33 protein-coding genes are annotated in these 25,836 nt (G+C 71.7%); 17 read left to right on the top strand and 16 right to left on the bottom strand.

Translation table 11 applies throughout. The annotated features are described in order from the left end of the window. Positions 1-18: 18 nt before the first annotated feature. Positions 19-999: a 3,4-dioxygenase subunit beta gene (locus AB1K56_RS06930; protein ID WP_371205045.1), complete on the bottom strand. Its 981-nt coding sequence runs from the start codon at positions 997-999 to the stop codon at positions 19-21. 167 nt (positions 1,000-1,166) lie between these two features. Here AB1K56_RS06930 and AB1K56_RS06925 point away from each other — a divergent pair, with 167 nt between their 5' ends. From AB1K56_RS06925 to AB1K56_RS06915, 3 genes are read left to right on the top strand one after another with little or no spacing between them, the layout of a single operon-like run. Continuing rightward, positions 1,167-1,478, top strand: a complete 312-nt coding sequence (locus AB1K56_RS06925) for a hypothetical protein (protein ID WP_264630589.1) — start codon at positions 1,167-1,169, stop codon at positions 1,476-1,478. Beyond that, positions 1,442-2,155, top strand: a complete 714-nt coding sequence (locus tag AB1K56_RS06920; protein WP_371205044.1) for a response regulator transcription factor — start codon at positions 1,442-1,444, stop codon at positions 2,153-2,155. The genes AB1K56_RS06925 and AB1K56_RS06920 overlap by 37 nt, the downstream gene beginning before the upstream one ends. Then, on the top strand, positions 2,152-3,123 hold the full coding sequence (locus AB1K56_RS06915) for a sensor histidine kinase (protein WP_371205043.1): 972 nt from the start codon (positions 2,152-2,154) through the stop codon (positions 3,121-3,123). Before AB1K56_RS06920 ends, AB1K56_RS06915 begins: the two co-directional genes overlap by 4 nt. 13 nt (positions 3,124-3,136) lie before the next feature. On the opposite strand, the gene AB1K56_RS06910 is transcribed toward AB1K56_RS06915, so the two are convergent. From AB1K56_RS06910 to AB1K56_RS06900, 3 genes are read right to left on the bottom strand one after another with little or no spacing between them, the layout of a single operon-like run. Beyond that, positions 3,137-3,925 (bottom strand): FAD:protein FMN transferase, encoded by a 789-nt coding sequence (locus tag AB1K56_RS06910; protein ID WP_371205042.1) that lies wholly within the window; start codon positions 3,923-3,925, stop codon positions 3,137-3,139. Then, a complete protein-coding gene (locus AB1K56_RS06905) occupies positions 3,922-4,482 on the bottom strand; it encodes an FMN-binding protein (protein ID WP_371205041.1) in 561 nt (186 codons plus the stop codon). The genes AB1K56_RS06910 and AB1K56_RS06905 overlap by 4 nt, the downstream gene beginning before the upstream one ends. Positions 4,483-4,492: 10 nt before the next feature. Further along, positions 4,493-5,923, bottom strand: a complete 1,431-nt coding sequence (locus AB1K56_RS06900; protein WP_371205040.1) for a ferric reductase-like transmembrane domain-containing protein — start codon at positions 5,921-5,923, stop codon at positions 4,493-4,495. A 341-nt stretch (positions 5,924-6,264) separates the two neighbouring features. Between AB1K56_RS06900 and AB1K56_RS06895 the strand changes: the two genes are divergently transcribed. Further along, the gene (locus tag AB1K56_RS06895) at positions 6,265-6,621 is read left to right on the top strand and encodes a hypothetical protein (protein ID WP_371205039.1); all 357 of its coding nucleotides are present in this window, start codon (positions 6,265-6,267) and stop codon (positions 6,619-6,621) included. A 14-nt stretch (positions 6,622-6,635) separates the two neighbouring features. Here the strand turns inward: AB1K56_RS06895 and AB1K56_RS06890 are convergent, their stop codons facing one another. The 4 genes from AB1K56_RS06890 to AB1K56_RS06875 all read right to left on the bottom strand — a co-directional run bounded on the left by AB1K56_RS06890 (position 6,636) and on the right by AB1K56_RS06875 (position 10,162). Further along, on the bottom strand, positions 6,636-7,334 hold the full coding sequence (locus tag AB1K56_RS06890) for a TetR/AcrR family transcriptional regulator C-terminal domain-containing protein (RefSeq protein WP_371205038.1): 699 nt from the start codon (positions 7,332-7,334) through the stop codon (positions 6,636-6,638). A 131-nt stretch (positions 7,335-7,465) separates the two neighbouring features. After that, the gene (locus AB1K56_RS06885) at positions 7,466-8,293 is read right to left on the bottom strand and encodes an SDR family NAD(P)-dependent oxidoreductase (RefSeq protein WP_136587679.1); all 828 of its coding nucleotides are present in this window, start codon (positions 8,291-8,293) and stop codon (positions 7,466-7,468) included. A 25-nt stretch (positions 8,294-8,318) separates the two neighbouring features. Continuing rightward, positions 8,319-9,515, bottom strand: coding sequence for a hypothetical protein (locus AB1K56_RS06880; protein ID WP_371205037.1), 1,197 nt, complete (start codon positions 9,513-9,515; stop codon positions 8,319-8,321). Between the two features lie 59 nt (positions 9,516-9,574). After that, on the bottom strand, positions 9,575-10,162 hold the full coding sequence (locus AB1K56_RS06875) for a helix-turn-helix domain-containing protein (RefSeq protein ID WP_371205036.1): 588 nt from the start codon (positions 10,160-10,162) through the stop codon (positions 9,575-9,577). A gap of 118 nt (positions 10,163-10,280) precedes the next feature. On the opposite strand from AB1K56_RS06875, the gene AB1K56_RS06870 reads away from it, so the two are divergent. From AB1K56_RS06870 to AB1K56_RS06850, 5 genes are all read left to right on the top strand, one after another. Then, positions 10,281-11,651 (top strand): uracil-xanthine permease family protein, encoded by a 1,371-nt coding sequence (locus tag AB1K56_RS06870; RefSeq protein ID WP_371205035.1) that lies wholly within the window; start codon positions 10,281-10,283, stop codon positions 11,649-11,651. Continuing rightward, positions 11,648-12,337, top strand: a complete 690-nt coding sequence (locus AB1K56_RS06865; protein ID WP_371205034.1) for an isochorismatase family cysteine hydrolase — start codon at positions 11,648-11,650, stop codon at positions 12,335-12,337. The genes AB1K56_RS06870 and AB1K56_RS06865 overlap by 4 nt, the downstream gene beginning before the upstream one ends. A gap of 196 nt (positions 12,338-12,533) precedes the next feature. Then, positions 12,534-12,992 carry a peptide-methionine (R)-S-oxide reductase MsrB gene (gene msrB / locus AB1K56_RS06860; protein WP_295779882.1) on the top strand — a complete coding sequence of 153 codons (459 nt, stop codon included), beginning with the start codon at positions 12,534-12,536 and terminating at the stop codon, positions 12,990-12,992. 38 nt (positions 12,993-13,030) lie between these two features. After that, the gene (msrA, locus tag AB1K56_RS06855; RefSeq protein WP_264630581.1) at positions 13,031-13,585 is read left to right on the top strand and encodes a peptide-methionine (S)-S-oxide reductase MsrA; all 555 of its coding nucleotides are present in this window, start codon (positions 13,031-13,033) and stop codon (positions 13,583-13,585) included. Between the two features lie 174 nt (positions 13,586-13,759). Then, on the top strand, positions 13,760-14,995 hold the full coding sequence (locus AB1K56_RS06850) for an NAD(P)/FAD-dependent oxidoreductase (RefSeq protein ID WP_371205033.1): 1,236 nt from the start codon (positions 13,760-13,762) through the stop codon (positions 14,993-14,995). Positions 14,996-15,098: 103 nt separating this feature from the next. On the opposite strand, the gene AB1K56_RS06845 is transcribed toward AB1K56_RS06850, so the two are convergent. The 3 genes from AB1K56_RS06845 to AB1K56_RS06835 are packed head-to-tail and all read right to left on the bottom strand — an operon-like array spanning position 15,099 to position 17,312. Continuing rightward, complete coding sequence (locus AB1K56_RS06845) at positions 15,099-15,599, bottom strand: N-acetyltransferase family protein (RefSeq protein WP_371205032.1); 501 nt, start codon at positions 15,597-15,599, stop codon at positions 15,099-15,101. Then, the gene (locus tag AB1K56_RS06840) at positions 15,596-16,549 is read right to left on the bottom strand and encodes a dipeptidase (RefSeq protein ID WP_371205031.1); all 954 of its coding nucleotides are present in this window, start codon (positions 16,547-16,549) and stop codon (positions 15,596-15,598) included. The genes AB1K56_RS06845 and AB1K56_RS06840 overlap by 4 nt, the downstream gene beginning before the upstream one ends. 1 nt (position 16,550) lies before the next feature. Next, entirely contained in the window at positions 16,551-17,312 is a 762-nt protein-coding gene (locus tag AB1K56_RS06835) for a sulfurtransferase (RefSeq protein ID WP_371205030.1), read from the bottom strand. A gap of 111 nt (positions 17,313-17,423) precedes the next feature. Here AB1K56_RS06835 and AB1K56_RS06830 point away from each other — a divergent pair, with 111 nt between their 5' ends. From AB1K56_RS06830 to AB1K56_RS06815, 4 genes are all read left to right on the top strand, one after another. Next, positions 17,424-18,173: a glycosyltransferase family 2 protein gene (locus AB1K56_RS06830; RefSeq protein WP_371205029.1), complete on the top strand. Its 750-nt coding sequence runs from the start codon at positions 17,424-17,426 to the stop codon at positions 18,171-18,173. After that, entirely contained in the window at positions 18,170-19,003 is an 834-nt protein-coding gene (locus AB1K56_RS06825; protein ID WP_371205028.1) for an endonuclease/exonuclease/phosphatase family protein, read from the top strand. The genes AB1K56_RS06830 and AB1K56_RS06825 overlap by 4 nt, the downstream gene beginning before the upstream one ends. A gap of 13 nt (positions 19,004-19,016) precedes the next feature. Continuing rightward, complete coding sequence (locus tag AB1K56_RS06820; protein ID WP_371205027.1) at positions 19,017-19,604, top strand: hypothetical protein; 588 nt, start codon at positions 19,017-19,019, stop codon at positions 19,602-19,604. 122 nt (positions 19,605-19,726) lie between these two features. Continuing rightward, a complete protein-coding gene (locus AB1K56_RS06815; RefSeq protein ID WP_136587688.1) occupies positions 19,727-19,942 on the top strand; it encodes a DUF2945 domain-containing protein in 216 nt (71 codons plus the stop codon). Positions 19,943-20,062: 120 nt separating this feature from the next. On the opposite strand, the gene AB1K56_RS06810 is transcribed toward AB1K56_RS06815, so the two are convergent. The 4 genes from AB1K56_RS06810 to AB1K56_RS06795 all read right to left on the bottom strand — a co-directional run bounded on the left by AB1K56_RS06810 (position 20,063) and on the right by AB1K56_RS06795 (position 22,678). Beyond that, positions 20,063-21,502, bottom strand: a complete 1,440-nt coding sequence (locus tag AB1K56_RS06810) for a cryptochrome/photolyase family protein (protein WP_371205026.1) — start codon at positions 21,500-21,502, stop codon at positions 20,063-20,065. A 34-nt stretch (positions 21,503-21,536) separates the two neighbouring features. Then, on the bottom strand, positions 21,537-21,695 hold the full coding sequence (locus AB1K56_RS06805) for a DUF2256 domain-containing protein (protein WP_371205025.1): 159 nt from the start codon (positions 21,693-21,695) through the stop codon (positions 21,537-21,539). Between the two features lie 90 nt (positions 21,696-21,785). Next, a complete protein-coding gene (locus AB1K56_RS06800) occupies positions 21,786-22,277 on the bottom strand; it encodes a pyridoxamine 5'-phosphate oxidase family protein (protein WP_136587691.1) in 492 nt (163 codons plus the stop codon). A 53-nt stretch (positions 22,278-22,330) separates the two neighbouring features. Continuing rightward, on the bottom strand, positions 22,331-22,678 hold the full coding sequence (locus AB1K56_RS06795; protein ID WP_371205024.1) for a biopolymer transporter Tol: 348 nt from the start codon (positions 22,676-22,678) through the stop codon (positions 22,331-22,333). Between the two features lie 229 nt (positions 22,679-22,907). Here AB1K56_RS06795 and AB1K56_RS06790 point away from each other — a divergent pair, with 229 nt between their 5' ends. The 3 genes from AB1K56_RS06790 to AB1K56_RS06780 all read left to right on the top strand — a co-directional run bounded on the left by AB1K56_RS06790 (position 22,908) and on the right by AB1K56_RS06780 (position 24,787). Continuing rightward, a complete protein-coding gene (locus tag AB1K56_RS06790; protein WP_371205023.1) occupies positions 22,908-23,192 on the top strand; it encodes a hypothetical protein in 285 nt (94 codons plus the stop codon). Positions 23,193-23,208: 16 nt separating this feature from the next. Continuing rightward, positions 23,209-23,412, top strand: coding sequence for a cold-shock protein (locus tag AB1K56_RS06785; RefSeq protein ID WP_013583139.1), 204 nt, complete (start codon positions 23,209-23,211; stop codon positions 23,410-23,412). A gap of 259 nt (positions 23,413-23,671) precedes the next feature. Beyond that, positions 23,672-24,787: an acyl-CoA desaturase gene (locus AB1K56_RS06780; RefSeq protein WP_205823032.1), complete on the top strand. Its 1,116-nt coding sequence runs from the start codon at positions 23,672-23,674 to the stop codon at positions 24,785-24,787. Positions 24,788-24,861: 74 nt separating this feature from the next. Here the strand turns inward: AB1K56_RS06780 and AB1K56_RS06775 are convergent, their stop codons facing one another. Beyond that, on the bottom strand, positions 24,862-25,365 hold the full coding sequence (locus AB1K56_RS06775) for a metallophosphoesterase (protein WP_371205022.1): 504 nt from the start codon (positions 25,363-25,365) through the stop codon (positions 24,862-24,864). 75 nt (positions 25,366-25,440) lie between these two features. Between AB1K56_RS06775 and AB1K56_RS06770 the strand changes: the two genes are divergently transcribed. Beyond that, entirely contained in the window at positions 25,441-25,830 is a 390-nt protein-coding gene (locus tag AB1K56_RS06770) for a DUF3054 domain-containing protein (RefSeq protein ID WP_371205021.1), read from the top strand. The last annotated feature ends 6 nt before the right edge of the window (positions 25,831-25,836 follow it).

Here is a 25,836-nt window from a genome sequence, read left to right as displayed (position 1 = left end):
GGACGGGGTCCTTCCGGATCAGCGACCGCCGGGCATCGCGCCCGCGGTCGGGGTGGTGGTGGTGTCGACGCGGACGCCGAGCGAGACGGTCCAGCCGTTCGCGTTGTCGCCCGAGGTGGTGGCGAGCTCGAGCACTCCCCCGTCGTCACCGAAGACGTTGTCGCTGTCGAGCGAGACCCGGGAGAGATTCGATGCCGACGACGGGTACAGGCTCGTATCGGCGTAGACGGTCTCGCAGGTGTCCTTCGGCAGGGCGACCTGCGAGGTGGCGATGGCGTTGGACGCATCGGTGATGGCATCCACGCTCGGGTAGACCTCGAAGTGGATGTGGGGCCAGCGGCCGTCGTAGCAGCCGGGGAAGATCGAGGTGAAGGACACGACGCCGTCGTCGCCGACGACCTGCACTCCGCGCAGGTACGTCTCGTTCTCGATGTTGGAGGAGTACATCGAGTAGTTGCCCTCGGTGTCGCAGTGCCAGACGTAGACCGCGGCCCCCGTGAACGGCACGTCGCCGTTGGCGGCGTCGAAGATCGTCAGGTTCAACGTCATCGGCGTTCCCGCCGCCGTCGCTCCGCCGTCGAGGCTCGAACGCAGGTCGCTGCGCACGATGCCCGACTGTTCGAGGATGTCGGGGCCGTTCGAGCCGTCACCCGGGTAGGGGCCTGCCGTCTCGTCGGGAATCTCGCCGGCGGGCAGAGCAGCCGCGGAGGTGCTCGCGGTCGGCGTGGCCGTCGGCGTCGCGGTCGCGGTGGGTGTGGTCGTCGGGGTCGCCGTGGGCGTGGCCGTCGCGCTCGCACCGGTCGCCGCGGGGGTGCACGCGGCGAGGGTGGCTGCTCCCGCGCCCAGCACGACGAGACCCAGGATGCCGCGGCGCGAGACGAGCGTGCGGATGTCGAACGGGGCGCCCTGGTCGACGACGGGCTCGTCGGCCCGGTCGAGCAGTCTCCCCTCGTACGCGGGGCCGTCGGGGGTCATCTGGGTGTCGGGGATCCTGCTCACGGTCGCCTCCCGGCTCTCGGTGGGTGTGTCGTCGGGCCAGGATGACGGGGCGACCCTGCGCCGTCCCTGCCCGTTTCTATGAACGAGCTTTGCGTCGACGGCCGCTCTGGCGTCCCCGGGTCCGGCCGCCGCGAAGGCGTGTCAGGATGAAGGCCGGGAGGACCGTGATGACGCAGCAGCTGCACGCCGTGACGCTGGTCGTGAACATGCCGATCACGAAGATCGACGCTCTCGACGCCATCGCCTTCGCGGCGGACGGGAACGTGGAGGATGCCGGAACCGCGCGCCCGCGTGTGTGGCTCGCCCCGCATGCCTGGGCCGAGGTCGAGATCCCCAAATTCGCCGATCCGCCGCCCTTCGCGATCGACGTCTACTCCGACGCCTCGGGAGCGGTCGCCTGGGCGCAGGCGCGGCGCCTGCACGCCGCCCTCGAACGATTCGGGTGGACCGTGCACCCGCCCGTGGCCGGCGCGCGGTGACCTCGCCGACGCCCGCTCCGCGCGCGCGGCTGCTCTACGTCGAGGACGACGCCGAGATCGCGGAGATGACCCTCGAGGTGCTTCGCGAGGTCTACGACGTCACGCACGAGACCGAGGGTCTTGCGGGGCGCGAACGCGCGCTGCGCGAGCGCTTCGACGTCGTGGTGCTGGACCGGCGTTTCCCCGGCTGCGACGGAGCCGAGATCGTCCGCTCCCTGCGCGCCGCGCACATCACCACCCCCGTGCTGATGCTGACCGCCCTCGGCGCCGTGGCCGACCGGGTGGACGGTCTGGACGCCGGCGCGAACGACTACCTGCTCAAGCCCTTCGACTTCGACGAACTGCTCGCGCGCCTGCGCGCGCTGGTGCGGGCCTTCCGCGCCGAGGGACGCCGGCGCGAGGTCGCCGACTGGACCTACCTGCCCGACACCGGGGTGGTCTACGGCCCGAGCGGCTCCCGGGTGTCGCTCACGGCGACCGAGAACGCGGTGCTCGACCTGCTCAGCCGCAGCCCCGACCACGTGTTCTCGCGCGAGGAGATCGCCGGAGCGGTGTTCTCCTCCCCCGAGGCCGTGACCACGGTCGACACCTACGTGCACTACGTGCGCCGCAAGACGGCGACCGAGGTCATCGAGACCGTGCGCGGCCGCGGCTACCGCGCGGGGGCGGCCCGATGAGCACCGCGCAGCACGACCGCCGCATCGTCCGTCGCGCGGCGGTGCGGGTGGGCGCGCTGGTGGCGGGGGCCTCCGCGGTGGCGATCGCGGGGGGTGTCGGCATCCTGGTCGCCGTCCTCGTCTCGGGCGCGCGCCAGGAGGGCGGCGGTCACCGCGGCGGCCCGGGCGTCCCCGGGGGCGATCGGTTCGTCGTCGACCTCGACGACGTGCTGCCGTGGGTCCTCGGCCTGGGGCTCGCGGGCGTGATCGTGCTCGGCGTCGTGGCGTGGGCCGCGGCCCGCTGGTCGGTCGCGCCCCTCGACGACGCCCTCCGGCGGCAGCGCACCTTCGTCTCGGACGCCAGCCACGAGCTGCGCACCCCGCTGACGGCCCTGACCAGTCGCATCCAGATCGTCCAGCGGCGCCTGCAGCGCGGCGAGGGAGCCGACGACCCCGTCGCTCAGCTGCGGCGCGACGCCCAGGTGCTCGACGACGTGCTCACCGACATGCTCCTCACCGCCGAGGGCGCGGCCCAGACCGGAACCGCCTCGATCGCGGAGAGCGCGCGCGCGGCCGTCGCGGGGCTCGACGCCCTCGCGGACGAGGCCGGGGTGCGGCTGCGCGTCGGAGACCTGGACGACGCGGTCGTCGCCGTCCCCGCGGTCACCGTCGTGCGCATGTGCACGGCGCTGCTCGACAACGCCATCGGGCACACGCCCGCCGGCGCGGAGGTCGTCGTCACGGCCCGCCGGGGCGAGGACGCGGTCGTCCTCCGCGTGAGCGACGAAGGACGCGGGATCGCGGATGCCGACCTCCCCCGCATCTTCGAACGCTTCGCGCGCGGCGCCGAGTCGGGGCGGCGCCGCGGCTTCGGGCTCGGTCTCGCGCTCGTGCGCGAGGCCGCCGTCCGCGTCGGCGGTCGGATCGAGGTGGAACGCACCTCCTCCGCCGGCACGGTGTTCGCCCTGCACCTGCCGCTCGCGCGCTGAGAGGGCTCGACCGTCAGCCGGCGAGGGCCGCGCGGAACGGCGTCAGCTCGACACCGCCGCCGAAGCGCCGGACGCGTCCGTGCTCCCACACGATCCCTGATGCCACCGGCACCCCCGTCATCCACTCGAGGTCGTCGACCCCCGCGACCGCCGCGACGGTGGCCCACGCGTCGGCCGTCGCGAGGTCGTCCGCGATCACGGTCGCGCTGACCGGACCGGCCCGGCGCTCGCCGTTGCGCGGATCCACGAGGTGCGCGCCGCGCTCGGCCGTCCCGGAGGTGGCGACAGCCCCCTCGGCGATCTCGACGGTCGCGAGCAGGGCGCCCGTCCGCTCCGGGTGGGCGATGCCGACCCGCCACGAGTGGTCGCTGCCGGGCGCCGTACGCAGGCGCATGTCACCGCCGACGTTCAGGCCGACGGCCTCGATCGCTCCGGCCGCGAGCAGGGCGTCGAACGCCGCGGTCGCGGCATCCGTCGACCATCCCTTGACGTAGCCGGTGGGGTCGAACCATCCCTGCCAGTGGGCGTCGAAGCGGCCCGCCGAGGCCAGACGCAGGTCGCGGCAGCGCGCCGCCACCTCGGCGACCCGCGGGTCGACCTCGCCGAGCTCGAGACCCTCGTCGCGCAGCCGCGAGACGTCGGAGTCGGCGCGGTACGTGGAGAACACCCGCTCGTCGTCGCGCAGTCGCGCGAAGGCCGAGGCGATCGCGTCGTCGACCGCGGAGGTGCGCGAGCCCTTGACGGTGAGCGAGGCGACCGTGCCCATCACGGGCTCCGCCACCGTGAACGCGGGCGCGCTCACGAGCGGGCCTGGTCGAGGGCGGACTGCAGCGAGGTGCGGTACCCGGTGCTGGTGTAGGTGGCACCCGAGACCATGTCGACCTGGGCGCTCTGCGCCTGGATGGTCTCGTCCATCAGCGTCGGGAGGGCACGGGAGTTGATCTGCTGGTCGCGGCCGTTCGACGAGGGGTACTCGGGGACCTGCACGTCGGTGATCGACCCGCCCGACACGGTGATCTGCACCTGGACGGGTCCGTACCGGGTGTTCGCGGCCGCGCCGGTGTAGGTCCCGTCGCGCAGCCCGCTCGGGGGGGTCTGCCCCGTCGAGCCGGAGGAGGTCGACCCGGACGACGACCCGGATGCCGCCGAGCCCGACGAGCCCGACGAGGCCGATGCGGACGGCGACGCCGTCGCGGTCGACGAGGGGGCCGGCGCGGGCGCCGCCGCCGTCGTCCCCGACGAGACGGGCGCGACGTCCGACAGAGCGCTCGCCGCCTCGGGCGCGACCGACGTGCGGTAGCTGAACAGCAGGACCAGGCCGGTGACGGTGGCCATGAGGGCGTAGACGATTCTCTTCATCGGGTCCTCCTCAGACGGTGAAGGCTTCGAGATGGATGCGGTCGGACGAGATCCCGGCCCGGCGGAGGTCGGCGCGCACCGCGTCCATCCAGGGGCGGGGCCCGCACAGGAACACGTCGGTGTCGTCGGGGCGCGGTGCGACGTATCGCACGAGATCCGGTCCCGCCCAGGCGGCATGCGACTGCGGCAGCCACGGCGACGCGGTGGCCGCGCGGGGGCCGGGCAGGGCCGCGTGACGCAGGCCTCGCTCGCGCTCGAGACGACGGATCGCGTCGACGCGCAGCGCGTCGCCGGCCGTGTGGTCGCGCACGAGCAGCGTCGCTTCACCGGGGGCCCAGCGCGCCTCCTCGAGGAGCGCGATCAGCGGCGCGACCCCCGCGCCGGCGCCGATCATCAGCAGCTCGCGCCCGCGCCGCTCGTCGGCGGTGAGGGTGCCGTAGGGCCCCTCGATCAGCACGCGCGTGCCGGGACGCATCGCCGCCAGCCGCTGCGTGCCGTCACCGACGAAACGGGCGGAGATCACGAGCTCTCGACCGTCGGGCGCGGCGGCGAGAGAGAAGGGGTGCCCGCGGGTCCACCCCGCCCCGTCGAGGAAGCGCCACACGAAGAACTGTCCGCCGCGCGCGTTCAGGGCCGACAGGCGGCGGCCCGTCATGCGCACGGACACCCCCCGGTCGCCGTCGCGCTCGACCGCGCTCACCCGGATGCCGTGGCGCAGCGACCGGGTCAGCGGCATCCCGAGCCGGAAGACGACCACGGCGGCCGCGGTCACCGCCCACATCGTCCACCAGTAGACGGTGGCGGCCGGCGCGGCGGTGAAGTCGGCGCCCGTCCACAGCATGTGCGGAATCGCGAGACCGACGCCGAGGTAGCCGTACAGGTGCAGCAGGTGCCACGACTCGTACCGCAGACGCCTGCGGGCCGTGCGCACCGAGGTGACCACGACCAGCAGCAGCAGGCCCGTGCCCGCCGTCGCCAGCAGCATGCCCGGGTAGTCCCACACGAACTGCCACGCCTGCTCGAGCGGGTTGATCCCCGCCGAGACCGCGTATCCGAGGATCTGCAGGCCGATGTGCGCGGTGAACAGCGCGAACGACCAGAACCCGACGATGCGGTGCATGCGGGTGATGCCGTCGCGCCCGAACCCGCGCTCGAACAGCGGCACCCGCGCCATCAGCAGCACCTGGTAGAAGAGCAGGTTCGCGGATGCCAGGCCCGCGGCGCGACCGAGGGCGTTGAGCGTGTCTCCGCCTCCCGCGAAGAGCGCCTGCACCTCGCCGCCGGCGACCCACACGGCCACCACGACGAGGCTCGTCGCCCAGATGACGACGATCGCGGCGAGGTTCCACAGCGAGCGGGTGTTCGGCCGTGTTCGCGCGAGCTGGTGAGCGCGGCGCACGGAGGCGGCGGGCGGGGCGGCGAGAGCGGGTGCGGCGGTCATGCGCTCAGCGTCCCCGAGCGCTCCCCAGACGGCTCCAAGAATGCGGCGTTCGCGGGTGATGCATAGGAAACGCGAAGATCGCGGATCTGCGGGCTGGAAGACGAGGACGTCGGTTCGACCGGTGACGATGCGGAGGGATGCGGGTGCCCGTCCCCGTCGGCGAGGACGGGCGGACCGGACATCGCCCCGACCGGGTCGACTTACAGCGTAAGCTGATTCCGTGAAGCACGAGATCCTCTGCCCTTTCCCGCGGGGGAAGTCACGGGAGGGGGACCGAGCAAGCGGGCGCCGCACGGCGGGAGAGCCCGCTTCGCCGAACTCGTCGAGGGGAAGGACGACGGATGCCTCAGCATGACGCACACGAACTCTTGTCGAACATCCTCGATCGCTGCGCCGCAATGGAGCGCCCGTTCTGGATGGTCAGCGCCGAGAAGAGAGCCGAGGTGGCGCGCCACTTCGGACCTCCCGAGGTGATGATGCGAGTCGGACACGCATCCGACGAAGATCTGCGCATCGCCGGCGGGGCCGATCTCTTCCTGGGAACGGCGCTGTTGACCGAGATCGCGATCGAGCTCGCGGAGCACGCGCACTCGGGCCGAAGCCGGACGGAGGCCGTATCCGTCATCCGCGCGCGCCTGAGTGCTCTTCTCGGGTCCGCCGCCCGCTCGGAAGACGCACCCGATCCGCACCGTGGATGAGGGCGGGCCCGCCGCTACTGCGACAGCTGACGGTCCAGTCGGTCCAGCAGCGCCTCGAGCGACTCCTCGAACTCGTCCTCGGAGCGGTCCCTGCTGAGAAGACCGCGCAGACGCCGCACGTGAGGCGCGTCCGAGAGCTCCTCTCCCGCATCGCCCTGCCCGATCGCGGCTCCGCCCTCGTCGAGCGGTTCCTCGACCGGCGCGGTCTCGGCGCCGCGCACGGCTGCTTCGAGGAGCAGATTTCCGAGGAGGAAGCTGCTGAACGAACGGTAGGTCCTCACCGCCTGCTCATCGCTGAAGCCGAAACCGATCATCGCCGTGAGGAAGTGCTCCACCACCTCCACGCTCCGCAACGGCGGGCGCAGCCAGGGCGCCGCCGGGTGGCGAGTGGCGACGAGGGGGAACGCCTTCGGATGCTCGATCGCGACGCGACGGACTTCGTGGGCGACGACCTGGAGATACCGCTGCCACCCGTTGTCTTCCGCCACGAGCAGTGCATCGGTGAGACCCCGCATGAGCCGATCGACGACGCCTTCGAGAAGATCCTCCCGGCCGTTCACGTACCGGTAGAGCGACATGGCCTCGACCCCGAGCGCCTTGCCGAGATGGCGCATCGACAGCTCGTTGAGACCCCGCTCGTCGATCAACGACAGGGCCTCGTCGAGGATCGCGTCCCGACTGAGCCGAGGGCCGGTCGTCCGTTCCGTGTCCACGATGTTCTCGCCCCTGTCCCACTCTCCGTGCGTAGAACACCATCGTGGCCGAAACCGGCTCCTCGCGGCGGCCGCTTGCTCCTCGAGGCAGGCGTGCGCTAGCCCGTCGAGGACGGAGCCGGAACCGCTGATCAGTCGTCGAGGCCGACCAGCAGCGCGCTGCGCTCCCACAGCTGAGTGGCCACGACGGGATCGTCGGCGAGGCGGTTCGTCTTCGCGGGCTTGTTGTTGGCGTAGAAGCCGCCCGGCTCCCAGTCGATCCCCGGCTTGCCCAGGGCGAGCCAGGTCAGACGCGCGCCGCCCACCGACGTCGAGGTCATCAGGTTCTTCGCGAGCGGGCCGCCGTAGAGGAACTTCCACGGGCCGTCGCTCGACGCTCCGAAGTTCGAGGCGATCACGCCGGGGTGGAACGCGACGGCCGACAGTCCGAACTCTCCGAACCGGCGGTGCAGCTCCTTCGTGAAGAGCACGTTCGCGAGCTTCGCGTTGCCGTAGGCGGCGGTCGACGAGTAGCGCCGGGCCCCCTGCAGGTCGTCAATGTCGAACCGGGGGAAGAGCTTGGCCGCGGCGCTCGAGGTCTGAATCACCGACGCCTGCGACTGCAGGAGGCGCTCGAGCAGCAGGTTCGTCAACAGGAACGGCGCGAGGTGGTTGACCTGGAAGGTCGTCTCGTAGCCGTCCGTGGTGAGCGTGCGCTCGCCGAACACGCCGCCGGCGTTGTTGGCGAGCACGTCGATGCGCGGGTACTTCTCGAGGAGGGATGCCGCGAGCTCGCGCACCTGCGCCAGATCGCTGAAGTCGGCGACGAACGAGTCCGCCCCGAGCGAGCGGGCGACGCGCGCGGTCTTCTCGGGATTGCGCCCCACCACCACGACCTCCTCGCCGAGCTGCGCGAGCTGCTTCGCCGAGGCGGCGCCGATGCCGTCGCTGGCGCCGGTGATGACGATGGTGCGGGTCATGCGGACCTCCTGGGGTGGGGAGCGTTCAGGCTAGCGAGCGTTCTTTCGAATCCCCCGGGGCTTGCATCCGGGAGGCGCGCGACGCAGCGATCGCCGACGCCGCCGCCGTGAGGCAGATCCCCGCCCCGACCCCCGAGAACATCCACAGGGCCGCACCGGTTCCGACCGCGCGCGCGACGAAGCCGAAGCCCAGGACGGGGATCGCCAAACCGGCGTACGCGCACAGGAACACGGCCACCGTCTGCGCGAAGACGTGGCCCGGCGCCGCCGCGACCGCCGCGCGCAGGCTTCTCGCGAAGAGCGCTCCCCCCGCCGATCCCGCGACGACCGCGGCCACGAGGAGGAGCGCCGGCGACGACGACGCGACCGCGGCGCCGACGAAGACGAGACCGCCCGCCAGCCAGACGCCCGCGATCGGGAGCGAGACGCGCGGGGCCAGGGCGACGACACCCGCCGCCCCGGCCACGAAGACCGCCGCGGCGAAGAGTCCGGAGCGGGGGGCGTCGTGGATGCCGAGGTCGCCCAGCAGCACCGAGGTCACGCTCCCGAACAAACCCGTCGTCATGAAAGCGCCGAAGGCGCCGAGGCCCGACGCCCACGGCAGCGGAGGCCGGCGGCCCGCCGTGGCGCCCGCCGTCGCGCGTCCGGCCGAAACGGGCAGGACGAGCAGCGCAACGATGAGCGTCGCGAACACCGCGAGGCCGGTGGCGAGGAAGACCGCTCGGACCCCGGCGAGGTCGGTCGGTGCCGCGGACGCGGAGATCAGGGGCCCCAGCCCGAGCCCGGCGAACGCCAGCGCGGGAGCGCCCGCACGGACGACCCGGGCGGAACGCGGACGGAGCACGAGCGCGAGCTCCATGACGAATGCCGTCCCCGAGGCGGCGAGGAGCCCCGCGCCCATTCCCGTCACGACGCGGCCGGCCGCGAAGCCCGGGATGCCGAGATCAGCGGCGAGCACGAACGCCGACGCCGCCTGCAGGGCGGCGGCGATCGTGAAGGCCCGTCGACGCGTCAGTCGCCCCGCGGCGAGCAGCGCGACCCCGAGGCCGACCACGGCCCCCGCCGCGAACGCGGCGAACGTCGACGTGATGCCGACGGCATCCAGTCCCGCTTCCCGCACATAGACGGGGTACAGCGGCGTGGGAATGGTGGCCAGCGCCGTGCCCAAGAGAATCACCGCGCACAGCGACAGGACGCCGACCGAGGGAGAGCGACGGAGCACGGCGTCAACCTTTCATCTACAGCGGAACTTATCCATTGTAGATGGAAACACGGGGAGCGTCACAGCCGGCGCAGGTTGATCCAGACCGCGCGCGCGGTCCCCGAGCCGGCATTCACGATGCGGTGGGGGCGCCGGGCGCTGAACTGCGCGACGTCGCCCGACTCGGCGAGGAACAGGTCGTCGCCGAGCTGCACCTCGAGGGTGCCCTCGAGGACCACGCCGAACTCGTGCCCCGGATGCTGCGACGGGCGCCGCGCGTGCGCGGTCCCCGGCGCCCACTCGTCGACGTAGACCTCGAGGTCGTAGTCGGCGCGGTACACGGCGGTGCGCCGGACCATGCCACCCTCGGTGACGTCGACGATCTGATCCGCCAGCGGGGTCACGGGCGAATCCTCGCCCCCCGACTGCGCGAACAGCGCGGTGATGTGCACGCCGAGCGCCGCAGCGAGCGCGTGCAGGGTCCCGAGCGACGGAGTCGTGCGGCCTCGCTCAACGGCACTGAGCATGGACAGGCTCAGCCCGGTGCGCTCGCTCATGTCGTTGAGGGTGAACTCGTTGCGCTGACGTAGAGCGCGGACGCGCTCGCCGACGTCGCGCACGACATGACCGAGGTCCGAGGGCGTGGAGGCCGGGGGCGCGTCGGTCATGACCCCATTCTCCCCGCTCTTCACCGTGAGTGCATGAATTGCGACATTGTCGAAACACAGCCGTAACGCTCGTGCTGCAAAAATTACTCTCACACTGCAACTCGACCCGGGAGTATCCGTGCACACCTCCGCCACCTCCACGCTGGCCGTCGGTTTCGAAGAGAAACTGCCGCCCGGTCGCACCGCCCTCTTCGCCACCCAGCACCTGCTCGCCCTCACCGGCATCTGGGTGTTCCCCCACATCATCGGCGCGGCCCTGGGCCTCGCGACCACCGACATCGCTCTCATGATCCAGGCCTGCTTCCTGCTGACCGGGGTGGTGACCGTCCTGCAGTCCAGCCGCATCCTGCGCCTGCCCATCGTGCAGGGGCCGACGGCGGCCTTCATGGTGGCGATCATCTCGGCCGGCGCCGCGTTCGGCCTCGGCACCGCGTTCGGGTCGATGATCGTCGCGGGTCTCGTCTTCCTGCTGCTGGCCCTCCCGCTGCGCCGCTTCGGCTTGTTCGGCCACGTCGCCGGCTTCGTCTCGTCGCCGGTCGTCCTGGGCACGCTGTTCCTCATCATCGGTGCGCAGCTCGCCGGCATCGGCGCCGGGAACTGGTTCGGCACCGCCGGTACGCCCGGCTTTGGCGTCACGGGGCTGATCGTCTCGATCGTCACCGGTCTCGTCGTGATCGGATGCCTCGTCCTCGGGCGCGGAGTCGTCAAGCGCGCCGCGATCTTCCTCGGCATCGTCGGCGGCGCGCTGTTCGCGCTCGTCATCGGTCAGTGGTCGTTCCCCGACCTGCTGGCGGGGGGCGTGCTCGGAACGCCGCGCGTGCTGCCGTTCGGGTTCGGCGTCGAGCCCACCGTCGTCATCCTGATGCTCGTCGCCTTCCTGCAGGCGGGGACCGAGTCGATGGGCATGTACTCGATGATCGGCAGCTGGGGCGGACAGAAGATGGACACCGCGCGCGTCAATCGCGGTCTCTTCTCGGAGTTCGCGGGCACGGTGCTCGGCGCCGTCTTCGGAGGCATCGGCACGACGTCTTACCCCGAGAACGCCGGGATCGTGCGGGTATCGGGCATCGGTAGCCGCTTCGTCACTCTGACCGCCGGTGCCATCGCGATCGTGCTGGCCTTCCTCCCGCCCGTCGCCCAGCTGCTCGCGAGCATCCCCGCCCCGGTCCTCGGGACGGCCGCCACGATCCTCTTCGGCATCATCGCCCTGAGTGGCGTGCAGATGTTGACGGGCGTCGAGTGGGACGACCTCAACCTCGTCGTCGCCTCCGTGTCGTTCATCCTGGCACTCGGGTGCCAGTTCCTCCCCGCCGCGATCACCGAGACCCTGCCCCCGTCGGTCGCCGCCATCGTGACCAGCCCCATGATGATGGGCATGTTCCTGCTCCTCGGACTCCACGGAGCGATCAACCACGGCATCCGCCCCGTGCTCGCGCGCCAGGACGCCCGCACGACGCGTCCCGTCGACGAGACGGAGACCGTCGCATGACTCGCATCCGCGTCCACGGCACCGAACGCGAGATCGACCCCGCCGGGGAGTTCGCCGCATGGCTGGATCCGAGTCGGACGGCCATCGTGTCGATCGACATGCACGAGGGACACCTCTCCGACGATCCCGCCTGTCCGTGCCCCGCCCCGCGCGGCCGGGAGATCGTCGCTGGGATCGATGCGTTCCATCGCGAGGCCCGCGCGCTCGGCGTCCGCGTCCTTCACGTGCGTTCGACACTGCGCGCGTCGGGCGTCGACGACGTCGGTGGCACGAGCGGCAGCGCGTGGCGCGTGACGTTCCCTCAGCACGTCGGCCCGATCCCGGGCGCCGACGAGCACGCGCTCGCGGGATCCCGCTGGACGGAGTTCGTCACGGAGGTCCTCCCCGGCGACGAGGTCGTCTCGGGCAAGAAACGCCTCTCGGCGTTCTACCCCACCGACCTCGACTTCCTCCTGCGACAGCTCGGGGTCACCGCGGTGGTGCTCGACGGGATCATGGCCGACTGCTGCGTGCTGAACTCCGCATTCGACGCGTCGAACCTGGGGTATCGCGTGAGCGTGCCGAGTGATCTGGTCCGCGGCACCGATGCCGGCCTCGAAGAAGCCGCACTCTCGATGATCTCCCTGCACCTGGGGCTCGTGCTCCCCTCATCCGAGCTTCTGGAGGCGTGGCGCCGCTGCGCCTGACGCCGCCGCACCCGGACGCGCCGGGACGCCGTCGGGTGTCCCGGCGCGTTCCGCGTGCCGCGGCATCCGGGTCTCCGCATCCGGGATCCACGCAACTCACAGGTCGCTCCCAGCCCCGCGGGACCAAATCCGACGCGCTCGACGTTCTCTCTCCATGACGGCCGCCACAGGTCGTCATGACGAGAGGACACGAACCGTGAGCACGGAGTACCGGAAGACGTCGGAGGCGCTGAGCCGCCTCACCGACCGCCAGTTCGCCGTCACGCAGGACGACGCCACCGAGCCGCCGTTCCGCAACGAGTACTGGGACAACCACGAGGACGGCATCTACGTCGACGTCGTGTCGGGGCAGCCCCTGTTCAGCTCGACCGACAAGTTCGAGAGCGGCTCGGGCTGGCCGAGCTTCACCAAGCCGATCGACGACGCCGCCGTCGTCGAGAAGAAGGACCGGACCCTGTGGATGACGCGCACCGAGGTGCGCTCGTCGGGCGCCGACAGCCACCTCGGTCACGTGTTCGACGACGGCCCGCGCCAGGCCGGGGGCCTGCGATACTGCATGAACTCGGCTGCGCTGCGCTTCGTGCCCGTCGCCGAGCTCGAGGAGCAGGGCTACGGCGCTTTCCTCGCCCTGTTCCGTGAGAGCAGGGCCTCATGAATCTCTTCCCCTTCCGCAACCGCAAAAGGAGCACCAGCATGACCAGCGGACCTTCCGACACCGGCGAGATCACCCGTCGCCCCGGCACCGAGACCGCCGTCCTCGCGGGCGGCTGCTTCTGGGGCGTCGAAGACCTCATCCGCCGCCAGCCCGGCGTGCTCGACACGCGCGTCGGCTACACCGGCGGGCAGAACGACCACGCGACGTACCGCAACCACCCCGGCCACGCCGAGGCCGTGGAGATCGTCTTCGATCCCACGAAGACGTCGTACCGCGACATCCTGGCGTTCTTCTTCCAGATCCACGACCCGTCGACCCTGAACCGTCAGGGCAACGACATCGGCACGAGCTACCGCTCGGCGATCTTCCCGCTCTCGCCCGAGCAGGAGAAGGTCGCGCGCGACACGATCGCCGACGTCGACGCCTCGGGCATCTGGCCCGCGAAGGTCGTCACCACGATCGAGCCCGAGGCTCCCTTCTGGGAGGCCGAGCCCGAGCACCAGGATTACCTGATCCGCATCCCCAACGGGTACACGTGCCACTTCGTGCGTCCCGGCTGGGTGCTGCCCAAGCGCGAGGAAGCCTCCGCGTAAACAGGGGGGAAGGGCCCGGATGCCACGGCATCCGGGCCCTTCGTTATCTCCGGCGTCCGCGCTCCGAACGCCGCCCGCGCCGGAGCGACCGAGCCCGTCGCGCGCTCACGGGGCAGGAGCCCCGCCCCCGCAACCCCGGCGGTCCGAGGCGTCGTCCTGCCTAGGCTCGCTGATATGAGCGAGTACGACGTCGTCGTGGTGGGAGCAGGGCTCGCGGGACTCCGCGCCGCGACTCGCCTGGCCGAAGCCGGACGCGATGTCGTGGTGGTCGAGGCGAACGACGCCGTCGGCGGCCGCGAGCGCACCGACGTCGTCGACGGATTCCGGCTCGACTTCGGCTTCCACGTGCTCAACCCGGCGTACCCGGCCGTCAGGCGCTGGGTCGACGTCGACGCCCTCGCCCTGCGTCTCTTCCCCGTCGCGGTCGGGGTGCGACTCGACGATCGCCTCGCGCGGCTGGCGCATCCGCTGCGGCATCCGGGATCGATCCCCGCCACGCTGACGAGCGGACTCGTGCGTCCCGCGGATCTCGCCGCGCTGATCCGATGGGCCGCGCCGACGGTGCTCAGCGCCCGAGCGGCCACGCGAGGCCGCGATCTCCCGCTCGATGAGGGCTGGGACCGCGCCGGCCTGCGCGGACCCCTCCGCGAGGCGGTGCTCGAGCCCTTCCTCGCCGGGGTGCTCGCCGACGACCGACAGCAGACCTCCGACGCCTTCGTGCGCCTGCTCGTCCGCAGCTTCGCGCTCGGGCGTCCGGGCGTCCCTGCCGCGGGGATCGGCGCCCTTCCGGCGCAGCTCGCCGACAGCGCGCGGCGCGCGGGTGTCGGCATCCGTCTCGGTCATCGCGTGGTGTCGACCCGTCGGCGCACGCACGGCTGGCACGTCGGGATCGACGGGCAGGATGCCGTGACCGCACGCTCGGTCATCGTGGCGACGGGGCTCGACCCCGCTCTCGGCGTTCCGCTCCCCCGCCCGCGGGGCCTTCAGACGTGGTGGTTCGCTGCCGGAGAGGCCCCGAGCTCCGACGCGGCGCTCCGCGTGGACGGGCGTCGGCGGGGTCCCGTCGTGAACACCGCGATCATGACGAACACCGCGCCCACGTACGCGCCCCGCGGGCACCACCTCATCCAGGCCACGTGCGTGCTGCCCTCCGAGGCCGGCGAGGACGCGATCCGCCGACAGCTCGGCGAGGTGTGGCAGGCCGACACCCGCGGGTGGCAGCTGCTCCGGCGCGACGACGTCACCCGCGCGCTCCCCGCCCAAGACCCGCCCCTGCGGCTGCGTCGCCCCGTGCGCCTCGACGACGGCCGCTACCTCGCGGGAGATCACCGCGACACCGCGTCGATCCAGGGCGCACTGGTGTCGGGGCAGCGCACCGCCGAGGCGGTGCTGTCCGACCTCGCGCGCTGACCCGGACCCGGTTTCGGGGCGGATCCCGGCGCTCGGGACCTGATTTTCCCGCCCCGATCTGCGGAACGCGCTCCGAAACCCGACGGACCGTGTCGAATCCCCGCTACGCCCGCGCGGCGAGGGCCGTCAGCGCCTCGCCCGTCACGCGCCGCGTCGTCCACTCCTCCATCGCCTCGGCGCCGAGGGCGCGGTAGAAGCCGATCGCGGGCTCGTTCCAGTCGAGCACCGTCCACTCCAGGCGCGAATAGCCCTTCTCGACGCACTCCGCGGCGAGCGCGGCCAGCAGCGCCACGCCGTAGCCGCGGGAGCGGTACTGCTCGTGCACGTACAGGTCTTCGAGCCAGATCCCGTGACGACCGGTCCACGTCGAGTAGGTGAGGAACCAGATCGCGATCGCGCGGATCTCGCCGTCTTCCCCGTCGACGACGAACGCGAACGCGCGGGGGTCCTCGCCGAAGAGCGTGGCCGTGAGCATGTCGACGGTGTTGTCGACGGCATCCGGCTCCTTCTCGTAGTCGGCGAGCGCCTGGATGCACGCGAGGATGCCGGCCTCGTCGCCGGGACGGGCCCGGCGCAGCACGGCGCCGTCGGTGAGTTCGGTCATGGCAGGGGCTCCCAGCTCTCGAGGGCGACGCGGCGGAAGTTCCCGCCGAGCACCGCGGCGATGTCGACGTCGGTCCATCCTCGCGCGGCGAGCGCGGCACCGAGTCCCACGAACGTCTCGGGCGGCATCCACTCCATCGGACCCCACCGGGTGTAGCTGGCGTCGTAGAGCTCCGGCATCCGCACGATCTCGTCGCGGAAGGTCTCCCAGTCGAACGAGAAGTCGGTGCTGACGCCGACGTGGTCGATGCCGAGCAGCTCGACCGCGTACTCGAGGTGGCGGATCATCGCCTCGAGGGTGGGGGTGTTGGGCCCCAGGAAGATGCCGACGCCGGTGATCCCCACGACTCCCCCGGTGGACGCCGCCGCGCGCGCCTGCTCGTCGGTGATGTTGCGGGGGTGCTCCCACACGGCGCGCATGTTCGAGTGGCTGAAGACCACCGGCCGGGTCGAGGCCGCGCACATGTCGAGGGTCGTGCGCGCGCCGACGTGCGAGCCGTCGGGCACCATGCCGCGGGCGTTCATCTCGGCGACGAGGTCGCGGCCCCACGGCGTGAGGCCGTCGTCACGGGCGTCGAGGCAGCCGCCGCCGGCGCGGTTGGCGTGGTTGTAGGTCGGACCGAGAGTGCGCACCCCCTGCGCGACGAGGGTGCCGACGGCGTCGAGGTCGCCTCCGAGGGGGGCGCAGTCCTCGAGGTCGAAGGCGACGGCCGTGTCGCCCCGGCCCGCGATCCGGTCGATGTCGGCCACCGTCGCGGCCAGCTCGACGCCGTCGATCGCGTCGACCTGCGCGCGGAAGGAGCGCAGGAGGGATGCCGTGAGAGCGGGCGCGTGGGGCGCGTAGCCGACGTTGAGCGAGACGTAGCCGCCCCCGGCTCCGCGGTAGCGCCGCAGATCGCGGAGGTCGGCGGTCTCGACGAGCTCGACGCAGGCGTGCTGATCCCAGAGCACGTCAGGACCCGGCCCGCGCCGCGAGAGCGGGGTCGAGCGCTTCGCGCTCGTCGAACACGAAGCAGTCGCCGTCCCAGTGCGCCGCCCCCTGCTCCGCGAACCACCCGAGGATCCCGCCCTCGAGCTGGTAGGCGTCGAGACCCTCGGCGCGAAGGTGCAGCGCGGCCTTCTCGCAGCGGATGCCGCCGGTGCAGAAGCTCACCACGGTCTTGCCCTCGAGCTCGTCGCGGTGGGAGTCCGCGGCATCCGGGAACTGGGTGAAGCGCTCGATGCGCCAGTCCCGCGCCCCGGCGAAGGTGCCGTAGTCGACCTCGAAGGCGTTGCGCGTGTCGACGAGCACGACCTCGCGCCCCTCGTCGTCGGTCCCCCGGTCGAGCCAGCGGCGCAGCGTCGCCGGCGTGACGGCAGGGGCGCGACCGTCCTGGGGGCGCACCTCGGGACGATCCATGCGGATGATCTCGCTCTTCACCTTCACCAGCAGCTTGCCGAAGGGCACGGTGTCGGACCAGCTTTCCTTGGTCTGCAGCGCGGCGAAGCGCGCGTCGGCGCGCAGGGCGTCGACGAATCCGCGCACGGCGCCGGCGGGTCCGGCGAGGAAGAGGTTCACGCCCTCCGCGGCGAGGAGGATGGTCCCCTTCAGCCCCGCCTCGCCCGCCCGGGCGCGGAGCACGTCGCGCAGACCCGCGGGGTCGTCGATGCGCGTGAACAGGTACGCCGCGACGTTGAGCACGGCGGCGGGAACGGGCGCGGGCGCAGTCGACATGGCATCCACGATACGAAAGGTCGGCGGTCCCGGCCGACGACGCAGGCGTCAAGCCGGGAAACGCGCCGCGTGCATCGCCTAGCGTGGAAGCACTCGTCCCCGGGAGGAAGCGTGCCCCAAGGCCCCGCGTCGTCGGCCGTCACCGTCTCTGTCGTCATCCCCTGCCGCGACGACGGCGCCCACCTGCGGCGCTGCCTGCGGGCGCTCGCCGCACAAACCCTCGCGCCCACCGAGATCGTCGTCGTCGACAACGCCTCGACCGACGACAGCGCCGAGATCGCGCGGGCGGCGGGAGCGCGCGTGGTGTTCTGCGTCGAGCGCGGGATCCCCGCGGCGGCCGCGACGGGCTACGACGCCGCGACCGGGGAGCTGATCCTGCGCCTCGACGCCGACAGCATTCCCGCCCCCGGGTGGGTCGAGAGCATGGTGGCCGCTCTCGCGGATCCGACGGTGGATGCCGTGACCGGCGGCGCCGTGTTCCACGACGGTCCGGCACGGCGGCGCGTGGCCATGGCGCGGGTGTTCCTGGGCACCTACGCCGTCTTCGCGACCCCGGCCCTCGGTCACACGCCGCTGTGGGGGTCGAACATGGCGTTCCGCCGCCGCGCGTGGGAAGACGTGCGCGGCGAGGTGCACCTCGACCCCGAGCTGCACGACGATCTCGACCTCGCCTACCACCTCGGCCGTCGCCACCGCATCGCGCGCGTCGCGGAGGCGCACATGCGCGTGTCGTCCCGCACAGTCGAGCCGCGCCGCTTCGCGCGCTGCTTCCGCCGGGGAGCGGGGACGGTGTTCGCGCACTGGCCCGGCGACATCCCCCCGGCCCGCTGGGTGCGTCTCGGGCTGCGGGGGCGCTCGTGAGCGGCATCCTGTTCCCGGGCGTCGAGGCGCCCGACCTGCGTGTGATGAGCTTCAACATCCGTCGGCGCTTCGATCGCGTGACCTGGCCTCCCGCCGATCGGTGGCCGACCCGCAAGCAGCGGCTGCGCGAGTTCCTGAGCGCCACCCGCCCGCACCTGCTCGGCTCTCAGGAGGCCATGCCCGACCAGGCGCGCTGGGTGCGGGACTCGCTGGGCTCCTCGTACGGTTACCTCGGCGCGGGCCGCGGGAAGGACCGCGGGGGCGAGGGGACGCCCCTGTTCTACGACCGCGATCGGATCGCCGTCGACGACTGGCGGCAGGTCGCCCTCTCCGACACCCCCGACGTGCCGGGATCCACGGGGTGGGGCAACGCGATCCCCCGCATCGCGGTCATCTCCCACCTGCGCGACCGCGCCACCGGGGCGCGCTTCACGTTCGTGAACACGCACTTCGACGCCTTCTCGCGGCGCGCGCGGCGCCGGTCGGCGACGTGGCTGCACGATCTCGTCGCCGCGCAGGACGGACCGCTGCTGTTCACCGCCGACGTCAACGCGCACGTGCGTTCGAGCGAGCTCGCCGCGATGTTCGCCGGCGGCCTGCTCGTGGACACCTGGTCGTACGCCCCCGTGCGACGCACGGCCGAGTGGGGCACGTTCAACAACTACGCGGCACCGCGCGTCGGCGCGCGGCGCATCGACGCCCTGCTCGCGACCCCCGACGTGGGCGTGCGCGCGGTGGGCATCGACCCCCGTCCGACCGGCACGCAGTGGCCGAGCGATCACCTGCCGGTGCAGGCGGTCGTGCGCATCCCCGGCGCGACGTCGTCATGAGGGACGGATGCCGATGATCCCCGCCCTGTACGCCAACCTCAAGCGGCCGCCGCGCACGGTGGTGGAGTGGCTCGCCGACGCGGTGCGGGCCGCGGCGATCGTGATCGTGATCGTCTCGCTGTTCACCCTTCCGTTCACGGACTTCGCCGTTCTGTCGATGTCGCTTCCGGCGGTGATGCTGTCGCGCATGATCGGGCTGCGGTCGGGGCTCGATCTCGTCACGTGCGTGACCGTGTTCGTGGCGGCCGGGAGCAACGTCATCGACCTGTACCGCGCCTGGACCGGATGGGACCTCGTCGTGCACGCCGTGTGCACCGGGGTCCTCGCGGCGATCGCCCTCGTCCTCCTCGACGACGCGCGGGTCGTCGCCCCGAGCGGCCGGCGCCGCACGCCCGTCGTGGTCGCGACGATGGCGGGGCTCGCCCTCAGCGCCGTGTGGGAGATGGTCGAGTGGTTCGGCTATCGCTTCATCACCGACGCGATCTTCGTGACCTACGACGACACGATCGGCGACATGATCGCGGGTGGCGCGGGCGCGCTGGCGATGGGCATCGTGGCATCCCGGTTCCGTCTGACGCGCGCGGATCGCGCGGCCCTCTAGCCGGCGGCGGGCACCGACCGCCCGACTCCCGCTCGCGTGACAGACCGCCCGGGCCTGTCAATCCCCCGCCGGTCCCCGCGTCGCCTCGACAGCATGGCGGGAACGACGAGAGGAACGAGTGCATGTCGAAGGATCTGTCGAAGGGCGACCGCGTCAGCTGGGACACCCCGCAGGGCAAGACACAGGGCGAGGTCGTGGAGAAGAAGACGAAGGACTTCCAGCACGACGGCCAGAAGTTCACGGCCTCCGACGACGACCCCGCCTACATCGTGAAGTCCGAGAAATCGGGCTCGACCGCCGCGCACAAGGGATCGTCGCTGAACAAGCTGAAGAGCTGAGTCCGCGGGCGCGGGCGAAACTCCTGACTTCCGCGCGATGGCGCGCTCTCAGCTGGGCACACCGCCGCGCGGGAGGGGCTTTCTCAGGAGTTTCGCCCGCGCCGCGGCGGGCGCCGGCTGCTACCCGCGCGCGTCGCGCCGCTTGCGCATCTGCGCGAGCGCCAGCCCCAGCCGGTGGTTGCCGGCCAGCACGTCCTCGTGCCGCTCGAGGAACTCCCAGTACGCGTCGGTGAAGACCGAGTCCTTGGCCTCCTGCGCCGACGACCACCACGACCCCATCTTCTGCAGATACGCCCCGCCCGACACGTAGGGCTTGGTGGCGACGAACCCGCCGTCGGCGAACTGGCTCATCCCCATGACGTTGGGCACCATGACCCAGTCGTACGCGTCGACGAACAGCGCGAGGAACCAGTCGTTCACCTGCCGCGGCGCGTACCCCTGCAGCAGGAACCAGTTGCCCAGCACCATCAACCGCTCGATGTGGTGGGCGTACCCCCACCGGTGCACCCTCTCGAGCACCGTGCGCACCGGGATCGGCAGGTCCTTCGGCATCCGCTCGCCCGAATACCAGTACTTCTGGATCCGCTTCTCGAGGTGCAGCGCGTTGACGTGCTCGAGCTTCGGGTGCGCGCGGTACATGCCGCGCATGTACTCGCGCCAGCCGATCACCTGCCGGATGAACCCCTCGACGGATGCCAGGGGCGCATCGGTCCGCGTGGCGGCGGCGACCACCTCCTCGACGGTGAGCAGCCCGATGTTCAGCATCGGCGAGATGATCGCGTGGAAGAGAAAGGGCTCATCGGCCTTCATCGCGTCTTCGTAGCGACCGAAGTCGTGCAGGCGCTCGGCGACGAACAGCTCGAGCCAGTCGCGGGAGTCCTCCGGGGTCACCGGCAGCCAGAAGTCCGTCGCCGTGCCGGGGTGCTCGGGGAAGCGCTCGTCGACCTCGGCGATCACGGCGCGCGTGATGTCGTCGTGCTCCGGCTGCGGCAGCGCCGGGATCTCCAGGCCTTTCTTCGGCAGCGGTTTGCGGTTGTCGGCGTCGAAGTTCCACCGGCGCCCCGCGGGCTTCCCCCCGTCCATCAGGATGCCGGTACGCCGGCGCTGCCAGTGGTAGAAGTCCTCCATGAGCGGCGTCGGATGCTCCGCGAACCAGCCGTCCACCTCTTCCTCGGGGGTGAGGAACAGGCCGTCCGGGAGCACGTCGGTGTCGACGTCGTGAGCGGCGCAGATCCGCGCGATCCGCTCGTCGACGGGGCGGTTCGGGTCGCTCATCCAGGTGAGCTCGGTCACGTGGTGCGCCGTCAGCAGGCGCTCGAGGCCCGCTTTGAACGTGAGGTCGTCGTCGAGGGTGATGCGCCGCACGACCCTGCCCTCGGCCTCGAGCCGCGCCGCCGTGTGGCGCATCGCCGACACGAGCAGCACGATCTTGTGCCGGTGGTAGGGCAGCTTCGCGAAGCGCGGCGCCGACTCGATGAAGAAGAACTCCTCGACGTCGTCGTCGGCGTACGCCGGGTGCTCCGCGAACTGCTGGGTCGCGAGGATCAGCGCGGCCTTCATGCCGACTCCCCGGGCTGCACGCCCGCTCGGCGCGTCACGACGAGCTCCGGCGCTGCGCCGCAGCCTTCGACCGGCACCCGCGCGAGCAGTACAGCACCTGATCCCACTGGTCGCGTCCGCTCCAGCGCTTGCGGTCGGTGAACGGGCGGCCGCAATACGCGCAGGGCTTGGAACGCACCTCTGGTCGTGACATGCCGTCATCGTCGCAAAAGCGACGTCGGGCGCCCGGGGGCTTGCGCCGGTGTCGCACAGGCCCCCGGATGCGGCGAACTGTCGCGGGTCCTCAGTCGGTGAGGTCGAAGGTCTTCTTCTCGCCGCCGTGCGGGCGGTCGCCGGTGACCTTCGAGGTGACCAGGGCGATCGCGGTGGCGAGGCGCCCACCGGCGCTGCCCCAGTACTCACCGGTCAGCGCCGACACCTTCAGCAGCGTGACGCCCGGAGCCTCGGGCCCGTCGGGGAACCACGCCTCGACACTCGTCGACCACAGCTCCTTGAGCTTCGCGAGGTCGTCGACCACCTCGGCCTCACCGGCGAGCGAGAGCCAGGTGCCGTCGGTGCTGAACGAAAGCCCCACCTGGGGGTCACGCCGCACGTGCTCGACGGCGGAGGCGTGCGTCCCCACGATGAACCAGAGGTCGCCGTCGGATTCGGTCTCCTGCACGGTCAGCGGGTGCGCGTGCAGGGCGCCGTCCTCGGCGCGGGTGGTGACCATCGCGAAGCGGAACTTCTTCAGCAGCTCGTTCAGCGTCTCGAGCTCGGTGGCGGTGGATGACATGGGACTCCCTCTTCCGTCGGAGATCCCAGCCCAGCGCCTCCCCGCTCCGCGCGCTACGCGTTGACGTCCCGGCCGTCGTCTGCTCTCGGTGGGGCGATGCGGTCCAGTTCGCGAAGCGCCTCGTCCGCGCGCGCCCGCCGCGCGGCCACCTCGTCGTCCCACCACTTCGGGCCCCGTTCGCCGAGCCCGGCCTTGGCGAGTCCCACCCGGTGCCGCGCGTCGGACGTCGCCGCCTCGTCGCCGTCCCGTCTCGCAATGCGCACGGCGGCGCGGGCTCGGCCGAGGTGAGAGCGCAAGCGCGCCGCCGTCTCCTCGCCGAGGGCCGGGTCGGTGCGCCGCCAGCGGCGTCCGTCGACGACGAGCCACCTGTCGTCATCGGAGGCGGGATGAGCGGATGCCATGGGCCCACTGCAGCGCATCGCGAGGGCCGGGGAAAGTTCCCGGGCGCTGATCGGGCATCCGTGCTACCGTGAGGCTATTCGTTCTGGGACCTGCTTCATCGACGCCCGCCTCATCGCTGAGATGCCGGGCGCACGGCGCCGAGCCGTTTCCGACAGCAGTCCCTCCCTCAATCATCGCGTGCCTCGCTCGACGGCTTCGGTCCTCGCGTCGCACTCGCGGAAAGTTCTCGTGTCCTTGCTTCACCCCTCGCCACTGTCGTGGCGCCAGGCCGATCTCGACGTCTTCGTCGCGACGGCCGGATCCGACTACGCCGGTTTCGTCGGCGCGGCGACCTCGGGCTACGAAGCCCAGGGTCCGCGCGGCGAGAACCTCGGCTTCCACGCGTCCGTCGAGACGGCTCAGGCCGCCGTCGACGGGCACCGCGTCCGCGTCACCGACTCGGTGCCGCGGCGTCCCCGTCCGCTCCGCGTGCGTCGGGGCGGCACCAATGGTCGCATCTGCGGCCCAACATGAATAAAGGAAGAACACGATGGCCACTGGCACCGTGAAATGGTTCAACTCCGAAAAGGGCTACGGCTTCATCGCTCCCGATGACGGCTCGGCCGACCTGTTCGCGCACTTCAGCGCGATCCAGGGCAACGGCTTCAAGGAGCTCACCGAGGCTCAGAAGGTCGAATTCGACGCCGAGCAGGGCCCCAAGGGCATGCAGGCGGCGAACATCCGCCCCCTCTGAGCTCCGCTCCTGCGCGAAAGCCGGGGTGCCGCATCGCGGCGCCCCGGCTTTCGCCTTTCCCGGCCGGCGCACCGCGAGACGCGGAGGAGAGGCGACGGTCGCGACGCGCCGCGGATGTTTCCGTTTCCCGTGAGGCTCCTGCACATGTGGATGTATTCCGGGCTCTCCATACGGCGACCCGTAGTGTGATCCACGAGACGGGTGCCGCCCCGATCCTCTCCCCCGCTACCCCGCAGCACGCACACCCGAGGAGCAGCAGATCGCTACCCCCGTCGCCGAATCCCGACTCGGCCCCGTACGTCAGACCTACTCCGGTACCAAGGAATTCCCCCCGATCGCCAAGGCGTACACAGAGTTGTCGCAGGTCGTCCGCGAGAGCGGACTCCTCGTCCGCACCCCGCTGTTCTACGCCGGCGTCGCGAGCGCCATCGTCCTCGGCTTCGCCGGGTGCATCACGGCCTTCATCCTGCTGGGCGACAGCTGGTTCCAGCTGATCGTCGCCGCGGTCCTCGGCATCCTGTTCACCCAGGTCGCGTTCCTCGCGCACGAGGCGGCCCACCGTCAGATCTTCGCGTCGGGCCCCGCCAACGACCGTCTGGGCCTGTTCATCGGCAACGGCATCGTCGGCATGAGCCGCTCGTGGTGGGCGTCCAAGCACACCCGTCACCACGCCAACCCCAATCGCGTCGGCAAAGACCCCGACATCGAGATCGACACGATCTCGTTCCTCGACGTCGACGCGGCCAAGGCCCGCGGGGTGCAGCGCTGGATCACCCAGCGACAGGGCTACCTCTTCTTCCCCCTCCTGGCCTTCGAGGGCATCAACCTCTACGTCCTGGCCCTTCGTCACCTGCTCTCGCGCGGCGAGAACAAGGACCGCTGGAAAGAGCTCGGCCTCCTCGCCGTGCGCCACACGCTCTTCATCGCCCCGATCTTCGTGTTCCTGCCCGTGGGTCTCGCCTTCGCGTTCTTCGGCGTCTCGGTCGCCGTGTTCGGCATCTACATGGGCGCGTCCTTCGCCCCCAACCACAAGGGGATGCCGGTCATCGAGCCGGGCGCGAAGCTCGACTTTTTCAGCAAGCAGGTGCGCACCTCGCGCAACGTCTCCGGCGGCTGGTGGGCCACGTGGCTCATGGGCGGGCTGAACTACCAGATCGAGCACCACCTGTTCCCGAACATGCCGCGCCCGCACCTCAGCCGTGCCCGCGTCATCGTGCGCGAGCACTGCGCGACGCTGGGCGTGCCCTACGTCGAGACCACGCTGTTCCAGTCGTACGGCATCGTGATCCAGTACCTCAACCGCGTCGGTCTCGCCGCGCGCGACCCGTTCGAGTGCCCGATGACGTCGGCCGCCCGCCACCTGAACGCGGAGTGACCTGACACGAACGACGGCGCCGTGCCCTCCGGGGTGCGGCGCCGTCGTCGTCGGACCGGACGGTCCCGTCGCCCTCAGTCGCGCGGCACGTCGTGCCGCTCGACGTCGCGCACCGCGCCGCCGGAAAGGGTCGCCGTCATCAGCGTGCACGCCGGCTGTCGTCGCCGGTCGGTCGGCGAACCGGGGTTGAGCAGGCGCAGCCCGGCCGGCGTCACCGTGTCCCAGGGGATGTGGCTGTGGCCGAACACGAGCAGGTCCGTGTCGGGGAAGGCGGCATCCATCCGCTTCTCCCGCCCCGCCGCAGCGCCGGTCTCGTGCACGACGGCGAGACGTACTCCGTCGATCTCGGCCCGTGCGACCTCGGGGAGGCGCGCGCGCAGGTCAGCGCCGTCATTGTTGCCCCACACGCCCAGCACCGGTCCGAGCGCGAGCAGATCGTCGAGCACCTGCTCCTCGACCCAGTCCCCCGCGTGCACGATGAGATCGACGGCGGATGCCGCTCGCCGCACCGCCGCGGGCAGGGTCCGGGCCCTCTTCGGCACGTGCGTGTCGGCCAGGAGGAGAAGGCGCGTGGGCATGCGCTCCACGCTATCCGCCCCGCCCCCACCCGGGGCTGTGCATCTCGGTCCTCCCGCCCGCGCGAGAATGGACGGGTGACCCCGCCCCGCTCGCCTGCCCTCGCGCTCGTCGTCGACGTCGTGCTCGTCATCGTCTTCGCCGCCATCGGGCGAGCGACCCACGACGGCGACGTTCTCGGACCGTTCGGCTCGGGTCTCGCGACGACGGCGTGGCCGTTCGTCGCGGCGCTGCTCGTCGGCTGGCTCGTCACCCGCGCGTGGCGCGCTCCGCTCGCGATCGTGCGCACGGCCCTGCCGGTGTGGGCCGTCACGGTGATCCTCGGGATGGCCCTGCGCGCGGTGAGCGGTCAGGGCGTCGCGGTCGCCTTCGTCATCGTGGCCGCGATCACCCTCGCCCTGTTCCTGCTCGGGTGGAGGGGCGTCGCGGCGCTGGTCGCGCGCGTGCGCCGGACGCGCGCTCGCTGACCCCGT

This window comes from Microbacterium sp. BWR-S6Y (assembly GCF_041379845.1).
Lineage (GTDB): Bacteria > Actinomycetota > Actinomycetes > Actinomycetales > Microbacteriaceae > Microbacterium > Microbacterium hydrothermale.
The sequence above is the reverse complement of the archived record's forward strand: the minus strand, read 5'-3'. Positions and strand labels throughout refer to the sequence as shown.

What these genes read in the sequence shown, in the direction of transcription:
- AB1K56_RS06925 (WP_264630589.1), top strand. Translation starts at nt 1,167, where the DNA reads ATGACGCAGCAGCTGCACGCCGTGACGCTGGTCGTGAACATGCCGATC.
- AB1K56_RS06915 (WP_371205043.1), top strand. Translation starts at nt 2,152, where the DNA reads ATGAGCACCGCGCAGCACGACCGCCGCATCGTCCGTCGCGCGGCGGTG.
- AB1K56_RS06905 (WP_371205041.1), bottom strand. Translation starts at nt 4,482, where the DNA reads ATGAAGAGAATCGTCTACGCCCTCATGGCCACCGTCACCGGCCTGGTC.
- AB1K56_RS06900 (WP_371205040.1), bottom strand. Translation starts at nt 5,923, where the DNA reads ATGACCGCCGCACCCGCTCTCGCCGCCCCGCCCGCCGCCTCCGTGCGC.
- AB1K56_RS06895 (WP_371205039.1), top strand. Translation starts at nt 6,265, where the DNA reads ATGCCTCAGCATGACGCACACGAACTCTTGTCGAACATCCTCGATCGC.
- AB1K56_RS06885 (WP_136587679.1), bottom strand. Translation starts at nt 8,293, where the DNA reads ATGACCCGCACCATCGTCATCACCGGCGCCAGCGACGGCATCGGCGCC.
- AB1K56_RS06875 (WP_371205036.1), bottom strand. Translation starts at nt 10,162, where the DNA reads ATGACCGACGCGCCCCCGGCCTCCACGCCCTCGGACCTCGGTCATGTC.
- AB1K56_RS06865 (WP_371205034.1), top strand. Translation starts at nt 11,648, where the DNA reads ATGACTCGCATCCGCGTCCACGGCACCGAACGCGAGATCGACCCCGCC.
- msrA (WP_264630581.1), top strand. Translation starts at nt 13,031, where the DNA reads ATGACCAGCGGACCTTCCGACACCGGCGAGATCACCCGTCGCCCCGGC.
- AB1K56_RS06850 (WP_371205033.1), top strand. Translation starts at nt 13,760, where the DNA reads ATGAGCGAGTACGACGTCGTCGTGGTGGGAGCAGGGCTCGCGGGACTC.
- AB1K56_RS06845 (WP_371205032.1), bottom strand. Translation starts at nt 15,599, where the DNA reads ATGACCGAACTCACCGACGGCGCCGTGCTGCGCCGGGCCCGTCCCGGC.
- AB1K56_RS06835 (WP_371205030.1), bottom strand. Translation starts at nt 17,312, where the DNA reads ATGTCGACTGCGCCCGCGCCCGTTCCCGCCGCCGTGCTCAACGTCGCG.
- AB1K56_RS06820 (WP_371205027.1), top strand. Translation starts at nt 19,017, where the DNA reads ATGATCCCCGCCCTGTACGCCAACCTCAAGCGGCCGCCGCGCACGGTG.
- AB1K56_RS06815 (WP_136587688.1), top strand. Translation starts at nt 19,727, where the DNA reads ATGTCGAAGGATCTGTCGAAGGGCGACCGCGTCAGCTGGGACACCCCG.
- AB1K56_RS06810 (WP_371205026.1), bottom strand. Translation starts at nt 21,502, where the DNA reads ATGAAGGCCGCGCTGATCCTCGCGACCCAGCAGTTCGCGGAGCACCCG.
- AB1K56_RS06805 (WP_371205025.1), bottom strand. Translation starts at nt 21,695, where the DNA reads ATGTCACGACCAGAGGTGCGTTCCAAGCCCTGCGCGTATTGCGGCCGC.
- AB1K56_RS06800 (WP_136587691.1), bottom strand. Translation starts at nt 22,277, where the DNA reads ATGTCATCCACCGCCACCGAGCTCGAGACGCTGAACGAGCTGCTGAAG.
- AB1K56_RS06795 (WP_371205024.1), bottom strand. Translation starts at nt 22,678, where the DNA reads ATGGCATCCGCTCATCCCGCCTCCGATGACGACAGGTGGCTCGTCGTC.
- AB1K56_RS06785 (WP_013583139.1), top strand. Translation starts at nt 23,209, where the DNA reads ATGGCCACTGGCACCGTGAAATGGTTCAACTCCGAAAAGGGCTACGGC.
- AB1K56_RS06775 (WP_371205022.1), bottom strand. Translation starts at nt 25,365, where the DNA reads ATGCCCACGCGCCTTCTCCTCCTGGCCGACACGCACGTGCCGAAGAGG.